General features: G+C 56.5%; 10 protein-coding genes and 1 pseudogene. 2 read left to right on the forward strand and 9 right to left on the reverse strand.

The features are described 5' to 3' along the window. Positions 1 to 61: 61 nt before the first annotated feature. The 6 genes and pseudogenes from QMK51_RS14755 to QMK51_RS14780 form a co-directional block, all read right to left on the reverse strand. Positions 62 to 493: a hypothetical protein gene (locus tag QMK51_RS14755; RefSeq protein ID WP_258695894.1), complete on the reverse strand. Its 432-nt coding sequence runs from the start codon at positions 491 to 493 to the stop codon at positions 62 to 64. Beyond that, complete coding sequence (locus QMK51_RS14760; RefSeq protein WP_320390683.1) at positions 490 to 5,208, reverse strand: RHS repeat-associated core domain-containing protein; 4,719 nt, start codon at positions 5,206 to 5,208, stop codon at positions 490 to 492. The genes QMK51_RS14755 and QMK51_RS14760 overlap by 4 nt, the downstream gene beginning before the upstream one ends. A gap of 120 nt (positions 5,209 to 5,328) precedes the next feature. Then, complete coding sequence (locus QMK51_RS14765; protein WP_258695896.1) at positions 5,329 to 5,592, reverse strand: PAAR domain-containing protein; 264 nt, start codon at positions 5,590 to 5,592, stop codon at positions 5,329 to 5,331. 34 nt (positions 5,593 to 5,626) lie between these two features. Beyond that, the gene (locus QMK51_RS14770) at positions 5,627 to 8,440 is read right to left on the reverse strand and encodes a type VI secretion system tip protein VgrG (RefSeq protein WP_320390684.1); all 2,814 of its coding nucleotides are present in this window, start codon (positions 8,438 to 8,440) and stop codon (positions 5,627 to 5,629) included. 127 nt (positions 8,441 to 8,567) lie between these two features. Further along, on the reverse strand, positions 8,568 to 9,056 hold the full coding sequence (locus QMK51_RS14775; RefSeq protein ID WP_320390685.1) for an Hcp family type VI secretion system effector: 489 nt from the start codon (positions 9,054 to 9,056) through the stop codon (positions 8,568 to 8,570). 828 nt (positions 9,057 to 9,884) lie between these two features. Further along, positions 9,885 to 9,998: pseudogene (locus tag QMK51_RS14780) on the reverse strand (GNAT family N-acetyltransferase); the annotation flags it as partial. Between the two features lie 103 nt (positions 9,999 to 10,101). On the opposite strand from QMK51_RS14780, the gene QMK51_RS14785 reads away from it, so the two are divergent. Next, positions 10,102 to 10,617 carry a hypothetical protein gene (locus QMK51_RS14785; RefSeq protein ID WP_320390686.1) on the forward strand — a complete coding sequence of 172 codons (516 nt, stop codon included), beginning with the start codon at positions 10,102 to 10,104 and terminating at the stop codon, positions 10,615 to 10,617. A gap of 189 nt (positions 10,618 to 10,806) precedes the next feature. Continuing rightward, a complete protein-coding gene (locus QMK51_RS14790; protein WP_320390687.1) occupies positions 10,807 to 11,853 on the forward strand; it encodes an alpha/beta hydrolase family protein in 1,047 nt (348 codons plus the stop codon). A 22-nt stretch (positions 11,854 to 11,875) separates the two neighbouring features. On the opposite strand, the gene QMK51_RS14795 is transcribed toward QMK51_RS14790, so the two are convergent. The 3 genes from QMK51_RS14795 to QMK51_RS14805 all read right to left on the reverse strand — a co-directional run bounded on the left by QMK51_RS14795 (position 11,876) and on the right by QMK51_RS14805 (position 13,876). Then, positions 11,876 to 12,088, reverse strand: coding sequence for a hypothetical protein (locus tag QMK51_RS14795; protein WP_320390688.1), 213 nt, complete (start codon positions 12,086 to 12,088; stop codon positions 11,876 to 11,878). Continuing rightward, a complete protein-coding gene (locus QMK51_RS14800; RefSeq protein ID WP_320390689.1) occupies positions 12,085 to 13,383 on the reverse strand; it encodes an MFS transporter in 1,299 nt (432 codons plus the stop codon). The genes QMK51_RS14795 and QMK51_RS14800 overlap by 4 nt, the downstream gene beginning before the upstream one ends. A gap of 106 nt (positions 13,384 to 13,489) precedes the next feature. Beyond that, the gene (locus QMK51_RS14805; RefSeq protein WP_320390690.1) at positions 13,490 to 13,876 is read right to left on the reverse strand and encodes an ectoine synthase; all 387 of its coding nucleotides are present in this window, start codon (positions 13,874 to 13,876) and stop codon (positions 13,490 to 13,492) included. Between the last annotated feature and the right edge of the window lie 634 nt (positions 13,877 to 14,510).

Here is a 14,510-nt window from a genome sequence, read left to right on the forward strand (position 1 = left end):
TTCAGCAATGAACTCCGCTTCCCAGCTTCATTGCATGCTCGGTTCTTGGCGATCTTAAATTTTATTTAAAATCAAAATACTCAATCATCATTCTCATTGGCGTCATCATATCCACTTTCAAGAATCCCAGCACCTCAAAAAACCATGAAAGATTATCTCCCATTACAGAAACATCATCTTCATCATTTGACAGCAGGCAGATAGCTAGCCGCGCCAGTAATACGTCCTTATCTTGAAAGTCACGTATTGCGCCTTTCTCATCGATTTTCGCCCACCAAACCGAAGCCTCGGCCTTACAGGCTTCAATTGGGATCTTGCCATTTACATAGTCTTTTGCAAGACGCAAAGGATCATTCTCACAATCAGAGAATTTGATACCCAATGCATCCACAACCTTGACCAAAAATCCGATCTGTTGCTTAAGCGCTTCGCGATTGTCAGATGGCCGAATAATCGCGCCAACGTTATATTTCTTAAAATCAATTTGATTCATACGACGTTAACCTTGAAATGTTGTAAAAGGTCGGCACACGAGGAGCAAGGAGCCTTGTTTGTGCCATGACCATTTCCGGAACCACCAATATTAACGGTCCGAATGGTTCCTCCAGCAGGATCAATGCCTGCATTCATAGCTTTATCCAAGCAAACCACCTCTGCGCATCCGCCGTGCCATTGGGCGCGTTTATCTGCTGGCGTACCCATCAGCCCCGCCGTTACCTGGGAATTATGCGGCACTTCTTCACCGCTTACACCCGTAATAACGTGGTCTCCTTGGCGAAACTCAGATGCCGCCCCAGATGTTTTCCCTCCTGCTACCGCTGCGTCTGCTGCACCCTCGGCAGTGTTGGTTTTTTTGGAGCCAGATGTAGTGCCTTTTCGAGACAGTCCCAAAGCATCGGTCCAACCTGTCGGATTCGGTGCGTACTGATAAAGGTTCAACCCGGCATCGTAACTGAGCGGATCCTTACTGATGAACCGCCCTACCGTGGGGTCATAGTACCGATGTCGGTTGTAATGCAGTCCCGTCTCATGATCATGATATTGGCCCTGGAAGCGTATAGGGTTCATCACCCCATTCTGCCGCGCCCATCCTGAGTGCTGTTCCGTCGCCTGCCCCCATGCCTTGTATTGCGCAGCCCAAGCCACGCTGCCTTGATAGTCAGTCAGTTCTTGGGGCGTACCTAAGTGATCGCACTGATACCAAGCCAACGCATCAAACGGTAACGCGCTAGCCTTGTGATTCCACAGCGGATCTTCATCAAGGCTGTATTCACCACTGTAGTCCGGCTGGCCCATGAGGTTGATCGGTGCGTGGCGCACAGCTTGAGCGACCGGGACGAAGGTGCCTGGTTCGAATATGTAGTGAACCGTTCGACCCGGTTCACCATCGGCCTGCGCTGAGCTACTTTCCCAGGCGAGGTTGTCGCCGTCCCACCCATACAAGGTGAAACCGCAACCCAGTTCTCGCTGTTTGCGAGCATGCTCATTACGGTTCCAGAGCGAACCAGCTTCCGGACGCTGTTTGTAGTGTGCAAGGGAGTTTTTGCGCAGGCGCCGCCCCAAGGCGTCGTAAGCAAAATCGACGGATAATCTTGAGTCCTCGAAATGCACCAACCGATCAAACAGATCCCATTGCAGGTCACTGCGCTGACCGTTATGCCAACGCTGGATCTGGTTGCCGCGCTCGTCATAATCGTAGTGGGTGCCAGCGTACTCACGCAGCAGGTTGTCGACTAGCTTGCTTCGCGGTGGCGTTAAATCCAGTGGACGGCGAATTTCATTCGTTTTTTCGTCAAGTAGGTTACCTGCCGGGTCAAAAGCGAACGTTTCTACGCCTTGACGTGTAGTCGCGCTAAGCAGACGACCGACCGGATCATAACGATAAGTCAGAGGGCCACGGCGGCTATCATTGATGTCGGTCAGTTGGCCTACAGCATCGTATTTGTACTCGCGCTTGAGCAGGGTAGATTTGTCATCGCTGCGCCCCAAAACCTGTTCCTGCAAGCGCCCTGCCGGGTCCCAGCTTTGGGTCTGCAGTAGATGGTTACCTTGATGACGGGCAATTTCGCGGTGTAAATCATCTCGCTCATAGCCGACCAGTTCGTGCTCATCCAGGCGCATGCCCAACAAGTGACCGCTGCCGTAAGTGAGCCAACTGACGCGATGCCCGTCCGGGCGAATGGTGGCTACACGCTGGTTGAGCAAGTCGTACTCATGCTGCCAAATCGCGACAGTGGCTTTTTCAAGACCGAGGTAATGCTGGTGTTCGCGCAGCAAATTACCCGCTGAGTCATGGAACCAATGCAGCAGACTGTCGGTGTTCTTGGCCAATACCAAACGACCGTTACCATCGTAAGCGAAGTTCTCGACTTGTGATTTTTCCCCCAAAGTAGCGCAACGTTCAGTCAAGCGCCCCATCGGGTCAAAGCTCATCGAAATCACACGTTCGCCATTGACCGATTGTGCCAAGCGCCCCGTGACAGGGTCGTACTGATAGCGTGTGCTCCGCCCATCAAAGCCGCTTTCTTCCAGAATGCGACCGACCGGGTCGTAATTAAAATGCGCGCGTTGCTCGTTTTCGTTTTCCAGGGCCGTTAACCGACCGAGACGGTCCCAGCGATAGCGCAAGGTTTGCTCAGCGGCGTCGACGCGTTCGGCAATCAGACCAGCAGCGTTGTAGCTCCATGTCGTGCAGCGATCCAGTCCATCAACATGGGCCAGCAAACGACCTTCAGCGTCGCGCTCAAAACGCTCCTCAGTCTTGTCCGGGTGCTTGATCAGCACCACTTGCCCGGCCTTGTAATCGTATTCGGTGGCGTTTCCGGCAGCGTCAGTAAAGCAGATCATCTGCCCAAATTCGTTGTACTCCCAGGCGCTGGTCTTGCCTGAGCAATCAACGTATTCAACTACTTGCCCGGAATCGTTGTAGCCCAAGGTCTTTTCGTTGCCGTTGGCATCTTTGATCGCCGTAGGCAGACCTGACTTGTTGTAGGCGTATTCGGTTTTGTTCCCCAGTGGGTCGATGGCTTCGACTAGATTGCCCATGTCGTCATAAGCCCTTTGCCACTGGCCACCCTCGGCATCACTGATCTTGATCAGCTTATCCTGGTCGTCATAGGCGTAATGCATGACGGTATGATCGGCGCGGGTATGCTCAAGCAAATTACCGCGATCGTCATAACGGTAACGGTTGGTGCTGCCATCGGCTTGTACGTGGCGCACGACGTTTTTTGCGTCGTCACGGAAAAGCCATTCCGAGCGTCCGTCAGCATGGCGAATGCGGTAGGTGTAGCCAAGGATGTCGTAGTAGTGCCAAGTTTCGTTGCCGTGGGCATCGGTGACGTAGGTCAGACGAATGTTCTCGTCCCACTCCAAACGCGTGTCGAAACTGCCATCATCGGCCCATTCACGGATGGCTTTCGCGTTGGAGCCCTGCCCGTCCCACTCAAGGTTCATACCTCGGCCGGTACGGTCGGTGTAACGAGTGACCAGGTGATGCTGATACTGATACGACCAGGCCGAACCGTTCTCATCTTGCCCCTGAGTCAAATCGCCATAAGCGTCGTACTGATAGGCGCACAATTGGCGATGCGGTACGCCGTCACGAATTTCCCAGATACCGACCAAGCGGCCTTGACCATCAAGCATCGTGCCCAGGTGCGAATGCACTTTGCTGATGTCGTTTTCCTGATACGTGATCAGGTCTGAGAGTACCGACTGCTCGCCATGGCGATGCTCATAATGCAGCATGACCCCGGCGCCATTGCGCCGCGAAATGTTGGTCAGCACATAGCGTTGGCCAAGGCGTATGTAGGTATCCTTGCGCTCAAAACCGCGGCACAGTAACAACTGATCTTCGCTGGCACGAATCAGCGTGACGTTCTCAATGGCGTCGTAGTGGAACAGACCGACTTTGGGTAAAGGATAACTGTGGTCGCGACCGTCAGCGCCGTAGAACGTCAGGCCATCATCCACGCAATCAAATCGTGTGGTGAATTCGCTGATCCAACGCGCACCGAGCTCGCTATGGTCGAATGCCCCCAGGCGAGAATTGTAGGTGCGCGTCCACTCAAGAGGAAAAGGACCCGGAAGGCTGAAATCGGTATGGCTGAGGCTTTCAGAACCCAGAGCAAAATTGATGCTGCGACGAGTGCTGGAGCAAGCGCAGTTTTTATCCGGGTTGGGCGCATGCGCTGCCGCAGCCTGTTGACCGGTGGCGCCTAGGCCGCCCTCTGAGGCGGTGTGATTCGCCTTACTGGTCTTGTCCGGTTGAACGCCCGCACTCTGGCCGTGGGCATTACGTTTACGCCAAAGAGTGACGGCAGTGGAGAGGGTCAGCAGTAACCAGCCAATAGAGTTCTGAACTGACTCATCATCGAGCTTGCTCAACTGACTACGTAATTCAGGCCCCATTGCGCGGAGTTTTGCTGTCTCAGTGACCACCCGTTTCTTCACATCATCAGGTAGCAGATTATCCGCCGCACTGTTGGCCAAGCCCTTGCCTGCAGCCTTATACGCACTGGCAGCCGCTCCGAATATATTGTCGATCGCCGCGAGTGGATCGTTCAGAAGTTGGTCGCCAGCGGTGCTGAGTTTTTGACTGGCGGCCTGCGCGTCGCCTTTGGCGTCGAGTTTACCGTTGGCAACCGTTTCCAAGCCTTTGGCAATCTCGTTGATGACGTCTTCACCGAGCTTGCCGGCGTCCGCCAAGATACCGGGTAGCTTGCCTTTGGCTTGTGCGACAAAGTCATCGAGAGTACCAACGATGGATTCGTTCAAGTGCCCTATCAAGACCTCAATGACCGATGAACTAAGCAGTACTTTGCCGGAGGCTTTCATCTCCTGACGCACAAGAAACAGCGTTGGACGCAAAGTCATGCGCGCCGCCGCCATCGCCGGTGGCAACGGCAACACACCGATCAGGTTGATACCCAAGCTCGCCCAAGCAAGCAGATCTCGTTTCTGCGCATTCGACAAAGTAACGATGTCACCCAAAGCGTCGACCAACGCCATGATGTTACCCACTACGGGCAGTGCTCCGGCAACGTTTTTGATTCGGTCAAGCGTGACCACACCACCACTAGCAGACTGTAGCCATGCATCAAATGTCGCTGCACTGCTTGCGACATCCTTGATGTCGATAGCATTGAGTGGAACGATGGCTACCTGGGGTTCACGTTTGTTTGCAACAGCAATATCAGTTGTCATGAAAGCGTCTTACCGGCCAACAGGCTGGAGTTTCGAAGATGTATTGAAAGGCGCGGGTCCTCGTCGAGTTCGCGATTCGAGATCGCAGCCTCATGAGGCCGAAGCAATAATTTGGGTGATTCAACTAACAACCGCGCCTTTCGGGCCACTGGCAATAAGCACAGCACCGCAGGCGGTCTTCATGCCATCCAACGCGATTGGCGTGCCATCGACGGTGTAGGTGCTGCTGCCCTCGGCAATCGGGAAAATCCCCTTGCACAACGGGCAACTGACCTTGTGACCGACCCCGGCAATCGGCTTGCCATTGAGGTCGGTTTGAGAGAAGGCTTCGAGCACCTTGCCACCGTGGGTGGTGGAGTCCCCCAAACGAATAGCGTCTTTCATTGCGTCACTCCTTTGACTGAAATCGTTTCCGTTGTCATGACAGCATCTCACCCGCCAACAGGCCCGGGGTTTTCAAGGAAGGTTTTGGCAGACTCGGTGCAGGCAGGCTCGGCAAATTGCCCGCCTTGCTCGCCGCCCCCAGAATCCCCGACGCACTCGGCATTGCCGCACTCGCCAGCTTCGGCAACCCGGCTACACCGCCCTGCACCACACCCTTAACCTGCTGCGCCGTTTGCATCGCACTCATCCCTGTTTGCGCCATGTCCTTACCCTTCTCCAACATGTCCCAGCTCTTGCTCGGCAACACCTGTGCGACCATCGCCTGCACTTGGCTCGGCACGTCTTCGGCCCCCGGCGGATTCAACGGCCATTCCGGCTTACCGATGTAACTGCCATCGCTCCAGGTATCCGCCGGATCCTTGCCGAACAGCACACGCGCCGGCCCCGGCGCAGCGCCGGCGACACTGGCGAAACCCTTGCCGTCGAGCTTGCCCTTGATGCTTTTGCCCAGCGCATCGATGACTTCGTAATCGCCGTCCTTGATGCCCTGACGTCCGGCGTACTGGTTGAACAATTCCAGATTGCCCTTGCCCGGTTTCGGCGGTTCCGGGAACACCCCGGCCAGACTTTTCGCGCCGGTGTAGGCGAAATTCGCCGCGTGTGCGGTGTACGGGCCGCTGGTGGCGTGGGTGATGCCGCCGGCGTTGGCGGTGATGTTGAGTTTGGCCAGCAAGTTGATGCTGTCCTTCAGCGCCCGTACGTCGATGTCGCCGGAGGCCGCGACCAGACGCCAGCCCATGCTTTGCACGAACAGGCGCATGCCGCGACTGGCACTGGCCAGCAGGCGTTTGCCGATCGACAGACTGGTGTGGCCGGTGCTGCTCAGCGCCAGGTGTTCGCCGGTGGCGATGTGGCTGGAGCGCGGCGTGGTCAGGGCGATGCCGGCCGGGCTGGCGAGCACCAGATGCGGTTCGGTGAACTCGGGAAATTCGTTAGCGGTGAGGTTCGCCGGGCCACTGCCAAGCACACCTTGGTGCTGGGCGTGCAAGGCCTTGGCGACGTCGTCCTGATCGCCGGCCTCCTGAGCCTGAAGCTCTTTAGCCTGAGTGGCGAAACCGTCCTGCTGATCGCTCGCAGCGGCGAGGCGCTCGGCGGTTTCCGGCAGGTCTTTGTGGTGCTTGGATTCGTTTGGACGCGGCTCAGTGGTGATCAACAATCCGGCGCCGGCACGCACCGCACCATGGCGGTCGGTGCGCAACTCGAAACCTTCGCCACGCGGCTGACCGCCGCTCGGACGCGGATGGGTCAAATAACCGAGGTTGATCGCACTGGCACCGTGATCACTGCGCAGCGCAATGCTGATCTCGCTGGCGGTGTCGTCGATACGCAGTTCGTTGGCGCGGCTGCCCTTGTATTCCTTGCTCTTGACCGTGGCGAGGGTCTTGAAGTCCGGCAGTTTGTACGGTGGCAGATTCGCGCCGTGATACAGGCAACCGGTAATCAGCGGCTGATCGGGATCGCCTTCAAGGAAGGTGATCAACACCTCCATGCCGACCCGCGGGATGTTGATCGAGCCAAAGGTTTCGGCGGCCCAGCTCGACGCGACACGCATCCAGCAACTGGTCATGTCGTCGTGCTTGCCTTCGCGATCCCAGAAGAACTGCACCTTCACCCGGCCGTACTGGTCGCAATAGATCTCTTCGCCTTCAGGGCCGCAGACCACCGCGCTCTGGGTGCCGAGGACTTTCGGTTTCGGGTGATCAAGCGGCGGACGGTAAGGCACGTCCCACGGGATGGCGCTGAAGCGGTTGCGGTAGCCCTGGTGGAAATCGTCCTTGAGGTCGGTGGTGTCGCTGGTCACCGACTCTTCGAGCACCTGCGGCTGTTTGCCTTCGTGGAAGATCTCGGTCAGCAGCCACAGGTCGTTCCACGTCGGATTGGCGTGCTCGGTCAAGGCGAGGAAATGCCCGGTGACCAGGATAGGCTGGTCGCTGTTGCCCTCGGCCAGACGATAGTCGCTGCGGTGGCGTTCCAGCGCACGATTGGCCAGATGCCGGCCACGGTCGCGATCAACGAACCGGCCCGGGTAGTCGTAGTCTTCCAGATCCGGCTGAGCCGAGCTTTTTGCATCGCTTTCCAGCTCGATCTTCGGCTTGATGAAGTCGTAATCGCGCCGTGTGGTACGGCTGGTGCGGGTGGCCAGACGCAGACCGAAGCGCTTGACCACTGGTTTGTCGGCGACCAGTCCGGAGTCCTGCTGATAGGCCACTGGCGCCAGTTTCGGGAACACTGTCTGGTCATCGCCGAAGGTCAGCTTGTGGCCGCTGGACGTGTGCTGGAAGTGGTAGTGAATCCCCTCCTCCTCGCACAGGCGCTGGATAAAATCCAGGTCCGACTCGTCGTACTGCACGCAGTAAATGCGCTCGGGATAAATCGCGCTGAGCTGGAAGTGGTAATCGCTGGCGAGGATGCCGTGTTCTTCCAAGACCTTGCTGATGATCTGCTGCACGGTCATCTGCTGGAAGATGCGCTGGTTGACTCGATGCGCGAGGTAGGCCAGTTGCGGGCGCAGGGAAATTTTGTAGCGGGTCAGGCGCTTGCCCGCCTCGCCCTGGGCGATGCTGTAGATCAGCCCGTGAATCCCCGTGCCGCTGGGCGAAAGCTGCAGGAATGCAAGTTTGTGCAGCAGGCTTTCGAGGTTGATCGAGGCCTTCTCACTGACCAGTTCCAACTCGAACTCGAAGGGGGTGTTAAGCGCCTCTTTCCCGGTGAACGACAGCACCTGGAAATCGCTGTCCGCGCCATCGATGGTCAGATTGAAATGAGGCTGATTGGCCGGTGAGAACATCCCTTGTTCCTCGCGCAATGCTGCGACGGGCGCCATTCCATGAAGCGTGGCGCACGCAAAAAATTCTGTAGGTCAAAGCCGCCCCGGCCAGCCGCACTGGCCGGGGCGGTACAACAATCAGTCGCGATTAAACGACTGGAGCACGCCAGTCATCGGAACCCGAAGTACCGGATACTTCGTGGGTCCAGGTGATTTTGCGGTAGGTGAACTGCACTTCTTCCAGGTGGGTGAAGTGGGCGTTCGACGGGTCCTGGCAGTTGTGCATTTTGTTGTTGATGGCGACGATGATCGCGTCTTCCAGTTTGGTGGTGTAGTAGTGCTCTTGAGTACCTTGAGCCGAAGTGCGGTACCACTGGATAACGATTTCGCTCATGCGCTCGCCGGAAGTCAGCGCTGCTTGCAGCAGTGGCGAAGCCTTGTCGTAGACCTTGGTGATGACCACTGGCTTGTGCACACGCTGACCGGTTGGCTGACCGGATTGTGGGTCACGCGGGATGATCACGTCGTGGGTAAAAGCCTGAACCATGACCTGGTCTTCATGACCTTCCTGGTAGGTGTTGCCAACGGAGTCGGCGGTGAATGCGCCGGTAACCGACATGTACGCTGGTGTTGCCATGGGAGGTGCTCCTTGCTGTATCAGTGGATGAGTCATAGGTGAAATCACCTAAGAGACGGCCATTTGCCATCAAATTACATGCCAACTTTTTTTGGGCCTTATAAACCGGGGCTTGCGAGCGTTTTCCTTGCGAAGGCTGGGATAAATCCGCAGAAAATAATCGAAAAGTGTGCAAGAAGTTGCGCACTTGGCTGGAGACCACGATCTACTTGGGCTGTAGCGATTTATCGAGCCAAATATGCGGAACAAGTGCGCAAGAAGTTGCGCACTTTCAAAAAAGGCCCCCCACACATCAACGGATGAAATATTGATGGTGCCAGGGCATAACTGAATCGCTCTTGGTTTCGTAGACGCCTCCAAGCCCAGTAAACCAATTACAGGGATGCAAATATTAGGTCGAACACAGCCGATCGGAGTTGCTGTTCTCGACCGAGAGCGGATTAGCTGGTCCTTGATGAGCCCTGCCCCCTCCCGCCAGATCCGATGAGGAGTTACACTGAAAGCCATCGACGACCACCCTGCTCCGCCTCAGAGATCGCCAATCTCGATCGCCCGCATATCCCACGCTACGGGGGGCAAAACTGGGGGCATATTTTAGTTTTTCCGACCTGAAAATACTGCCCTAGAGCCTAGTCAAAATGTTCTTTGGCGACCCTGAGAGTCTCTGAATGGGCTGACGCGTCAGCCCATCTGATCAAACGCCTGAGCCAAATCCGCACACAGATCCGGCGCATGTTCGACCCCGATGTGCAGACGAACGAGATTCAGGGTTACGTTTTCTCATTCGAGCGTTTCCCTGGCCATTGGGCTGAGTACCAACGGGGGCTGCCACGCCCGCATTTGTTCCTGGGTGTGGGCGCCGATGCATTGGTGTCGGATTGCTTGCAGGCGAATATCGAATGCCACTTGGGCATCGTCGGGCCGAGCTCGTTTGATCTCCATCCTTTGAGTCTCCTTATTGAGCATATATTGCGTAGCAACCTGTTCAAGGGACGAAGTCCGCCTGCGATCTGATTCTTGATTCAATTAATGGTATTTTCGGCAAATGAACATACTCCGCAGCGTCATTTGTTTCGCAATACTTCTCTGCACTGGCTGTGCAAAAACGGCCAGCATTCCACCCGCCGACCTCACGTTATCGTCTTTCGGGCTTGGCCCCAGCAATTTGTTCACTGCCCGCTTTAGCTCCACTGTGGATTTGCAGAGCGCTTTCAATGACTACGAAAAGTCCAATCAACTCACACCTACCCTGATCTGCTCTCTCAATCGAGACATGGAATTTTCATCGGAGCATTCAATAGATATAAAAGCCGAAGGACGGGTGACCGCGAACAGTAAAGCCAAACCCAATTACAAGTTTTCTTCCGAGCTCATCTTTTACTACACCAATCCGAATGGGACTCAACGCGACTTGGATGACTATGACGCCATCAAGCCCCTGCTTGCGTCGCAAATTTCAATTCCATGCAAAGTCCGCATCACCGCCTATGGGTATAAAGCCTATTACACTAATACGTTACTCATCCCCTCCAGGCTCATGATTGAGCAGATGTTTAGATAAACATCGTAAAAGACTGGGCGATTGAACACGACGCTCAGGACTTGCGGTTGATCGTCTGGCCGTTCAATGTACGCGCTGCGCGGATGTACGCCGAGTTCGGGTTCGAGAGCCGCGCGTTCGAAATGGGAGTGCGCCTCACGGCGGATCGAAGTTCTCCATCAGTTGATCCAGTCAAGGAAGATGAAAACAATGAAAAAAGCTTTCGCCCCCCTGCTTCTGATCTGTCTCTCCGCCCACGCACTCGCTGATGGCAACCCTATCGGCTTCCAGTCCTCGACCCTGCCAGACGCGCACAACGAGCGTGCGCTGGAGATGGTCGTCTGGTACCCGAGTGCAACCTCTGCCAAACCGCAATTGATCGCCGACAGCCCGGCGTTCGTTGGTGCCCTCGCCGTACGCAATGCGCCAGCGGCTGCCGGCGAACATCCGTTGGTGGTGCTCTCCCACGGCTTCCGTGGCAACTGGGGCAATCAGGATTGGCTGGCCAGCACACTCGCCCACCGAGGCTACATCGTCGCGGCGGTCAATCATCCGGGCACCACCACCAGGGATCGCAACCCTGAAGCGGCCGCCCAGTTGTGGCAACGACCTGCCGACGTGAGCCGGGCCATCGATGCGGTCATGGCTCAGCCGGAACAATTCGGCGCGGTCGCGAAGCGTCGAATTGCAGTGGTCGGTCATTCCCTCGGCGGCTGGACCGCGCTGGAAATCACCGGAGCACGCTTCGATCCCGAGCGGTTTGCCCAAGACTGCAAGGCGCATCCGCAGTTGGCCAGTTGCCGCGTTTACCAACAGATCAACCCCGGCAGCATCCCAGAGTCAAAGACTCGATTAAGCTCTGACCTGAGCGACAAACGCGTCACCGCCGTTGTCTCGCTAGACTTGGGCCTGTCACGCGGGTTGACCGATGCGAGCCTCGCGGCGCTGCCGGTTCCGGCACTGGTGATCGCGGCGGGCGTGCCTTCTGAAGACCTTCCCGCGCAGATGGAGTCCGCCGACCTGGCCAAACGGCTGCCGCATGCCTCGACGCGCTACGTCGAGATCAGCGACGCCAGCCACTTCAGTTTCTTGTCTCTGTGCAAACCGGGCGCGGTGAAGTTGCTCGAATCAGAGGCGCCGGGGGACGGCATGATTTGCCTGGATGGCGACGGCGGGCGATCGCGTGAGGTGATTCATCAGCAAGTGACGTCGCTGATTACTGAATTTCTGGGTCCGGCACCTCGTAATGAGCGGTAGCCTCACGTCGGTAGGTTTTTGACTATCGTATTCCAGCATATCGACCTGCCGAAGCTGCCGAAACAGGCTTTTCCCTATTTCGGCAGGCCATAACTGTGCCCACTAACTGCCGGGCTACCACGCAGGCGAGTTCGTCCAACGCTCCGTAGGTGATCTGTCGGCCACTGATGGTCAGCGCAATCTTGTCCGGCATTCGCTCGGCGTGGTCTTTTACATAGTCATGGAACTGTTTCATCTGGCCACCTCGCTACCATCCGCCAAGGTTGACGACGAAGCGCCGTCTACCCTGTTCGCCTGTACGGCTTCGTTATCCTTGGGGACGAGCAGCACAATGGCCCCCACGATCACTTCGAAAATCCCGGCACCGACAATCACCAGGCCGGTTTCAAAACGGGCATACAGCGCAGCACCGCAGGCACCGGCAATCAGAATCGACGCACCCAGCGTGGCAAAGCGCAGCCTTGCCAGCCCGGCGATTTCGCTTTGCCTGAACCGGGTTTGAATGAGCAGAATGAATGAGATGTCGATCAGTGGCCCGCCGAGTGCCGCAAGACTTGCGCCGACCATCATCCCCGTCAAGACGTGTTCCGGTGGCAGGTACAGCACGGCCGCACCGATGATCGCGATGCCCAAGCCGTTGACCACGGAGCCGAAGGTAAACCCGTGATACAAGCGACGGATCTGCAGATTGCCCACAACAAAAATGGAGATCAGGTTCCCTGCCCCGTATGCCCCCATGATCAGGCCGTAGGCAGCAAAACCCTGTACGCCGAATCCCTGGATATCGTATTTGACGACGGCCAACGCCATGCCGATCGATATACCCACGCTCCAGGCGACATTGCCCAGTCCCGCACACACATACACCGCCTGCATCTGGCTGCGTCCCGCAAGACTTGTCCAACCGGCGGTAAATCCGGCACGCCGGCTTGTTGCCTTGACAGGTTGGCGCGGCAACGCTTTGCCCAACTTCATGACCGCCCACGCAGAGATCAGGAAGGTGATGCTGTTCAGGGTAAACAGATGCTCGATCGGAATCAGCAGCGTAATCGCCGCCGCCAGCATTGGCCCGATCACCCGGGCAACCCGGATGATCGCATCGAACAGCGCGTTGACCGATTGCAGCTGGTCCGGCGCCGCGGCAATCCGCGGAAGACTGGCGCGCAGCGCCGGCTCGAACAATGAGTTGACGATCATCATGAGCATGAGCGGCACCGCCAGCATCCACAGACTCATGATGCCGAGCCCCCAAGCCAGCACCGGAATCAAGGCAAGCCCGGCCCGCGCCAGGTCGGCGCCGATCATCGTGCGACGGTGGTCCCAGCGCTCTGCCCATATCCCCCCCAGCAAAGCACCTGCCAACGCGGCGGCACCGCGTAAAGCACTGAGCCAGCTTGCATCGGTTCCTGCGATCTGTACCGCCATCCAGGCGATGGCTATCGCGAAGAGTTCGTCACCGATCGAAGAGAGCGCCAACCCTCCCCACAGCAAGGCTACGGGCCGCTGAAGCAACGGCCTGAACAATTTCATATCATCAACTCCGCACGGTCACTCAACAGTCTGAAAAAAGCCTGTCGTCTCGTTACTCGCTGGTTGGAAACGACTGGCCCGTCGAACAGGCAGTCCATTTCGGGACTCAGTACGAAGAGGCACTCTGATTGTTTATAGAGTGGCGCTCGGTGCCTGCGAGGGGAGGATTGAAAACGCTGACCAGAATAAGGTCCGTGAACTTTCCACCACGCAGATAGTGACGATCATGTTTGTCCAGAACGTACATATCTCCCGGACGGATTGCATGGATGGTGCCCTCCATGTCTTCGATTTCGCCCTCACCACCGATGCAATAGCAAGCCTCGAGATGATTGCGATAATGAAGCAGCGATTCCGTACCGGCTCGAACCACCGTGTGGCAAATGGTGAAGCCGACTCCGTCCTGCTCTGTCAGCAGGCGGTGGCTAGTGCCGGATCCCCACTCGACGAAAAAGTCGGTTTTCTCGACATCGCGAATGCTACGAACAAACATATTCAGTTCCTTTTGAATAGTTGGACTGACCGCTTCATAAGTGCGAGGCAAACACAGCGGCCGCGTCGGTAAACGCTAAACAGGTAACGCAGAGGCAGACTTGCGCACAGCAAAATGTTCGACAGTTCGCTTGAGGCGCCCACTCTAGGGAGTAGCGCTGTCTTTCGTAAGTCAAATGAAAAACCAACCCTGATCAAGGACAAATCACAATCAGATAACAGGATGCTTTCCTACAGGAAATGCAGGAAATCTTGTCGAAGGACGTGCCTGTGGCACGCATGCCATTACGGCAGACCAGTCACTCCCTGGCCCGGTTGTTGCTCCTGAAGAGGCCTGATCCTACGTAGAAGAATTTATGGGTGTCAACGGGCTTTTTCCGACTTTTTCAACGCAGGCGACGGCACATTCGAGGTCCACACGCTTAGGTAGACTCTCCGAGCTGGCGCTTTCCTTGACGTAAGAGGCCGTATGCGTTTCAAGCCAATCCCTTACACTCCCTGCAACACTGATTTGTCATCATTTCATTTGATAGCCCACTAATGGAAGGTGCATGCTAGAGGGCTCGCTTTGAGCTTATATCATTCCGAATGATAGTTACCTTTGCTTCATTCGATTCGTGCCATACAACCCCGCC

This window comes from Pseudomonas sp. P9_31 (genome assembly GCF_034008235.1).
Classification (GTDB): Bacteria; Pseudomonadota; Gammaproteobacteria; order Pseudomonadales; family Pseudomonadaceae; genus Aquipseudomonas.

Bases quoted from the DNA above. Each gene is read 5' to 3' on its own strand.
- QMK51_RS14760 (WP_320390683.1), bottom strand. From the start codon at position 5,208: ATGACAACTGATATTGCTGTTGCAAACAAACGTGAACCCCAGGTAGCC.
- QMK51_RS14775 (WP_320390685.1), bottom strand. From the start codon at position 9,056: ATGGCAACACCAGCGTACATGTCGGTTACCGGCGCATTCACCGCCGAC.
- QMK51_RS14790 (WP_320390687.1), top strand. From the start codon at position 10,807: ATGAAAAAAGCTTTCGCCCCCCTGCTTCTGATCTGTCTCTCCGCCCAC.
- QMK51_RS14765 (WP_258695896.1), bottom strand. From the start codon at position 5,592: ATGAAAGACGCTATTCGTTTGGGGGACTCCACCACCCACGGTGGCAAG.
- QMK51_RS14795 (WP_320390688.1), bottom strand. From the start codon at position 12,088: ATGAAACAGTTCCATGACTATGTAAAAGACCACGCCGAGCGAATGCCG.
- QMK51_RS14805 (WP_320390690.1), bottom strand. From the start codon at position 13,876: ATGTTTGTTCGTAGCATTCGCGATGTCGAGAAAACCGACTTTTTCGTC.
- QMK51_RS14755 (WP_258695894.1), bottom strand. From the start codon at position 493: ATGAATCAAATTGATTTTAAGAAATATAACGTTGGCGCGATTATTCGG.
- QMK51_RS14770 (WP_320390684.1), bottom strand. From the start codon at position 8,440: ATGTTCTCACCGGCCAATCAGCCTCATTTCAATCTGACCATCGATGGC.
- QMK51_RS14800 (WP_320390689.1), bottom strand. From the start codon at position 13,383: ATGAAATTGTTCAGGCCGTTGCTTCAGCGGCCCGTAGCCTTGCTGTGG.
- QMK51_RS14785 (WP_320390686.1), top strand. From the start codon at position 10,102: ATGAACATACTCCGCAGCGTCATTTGTTTCGCAATACTTCTCTGCACT.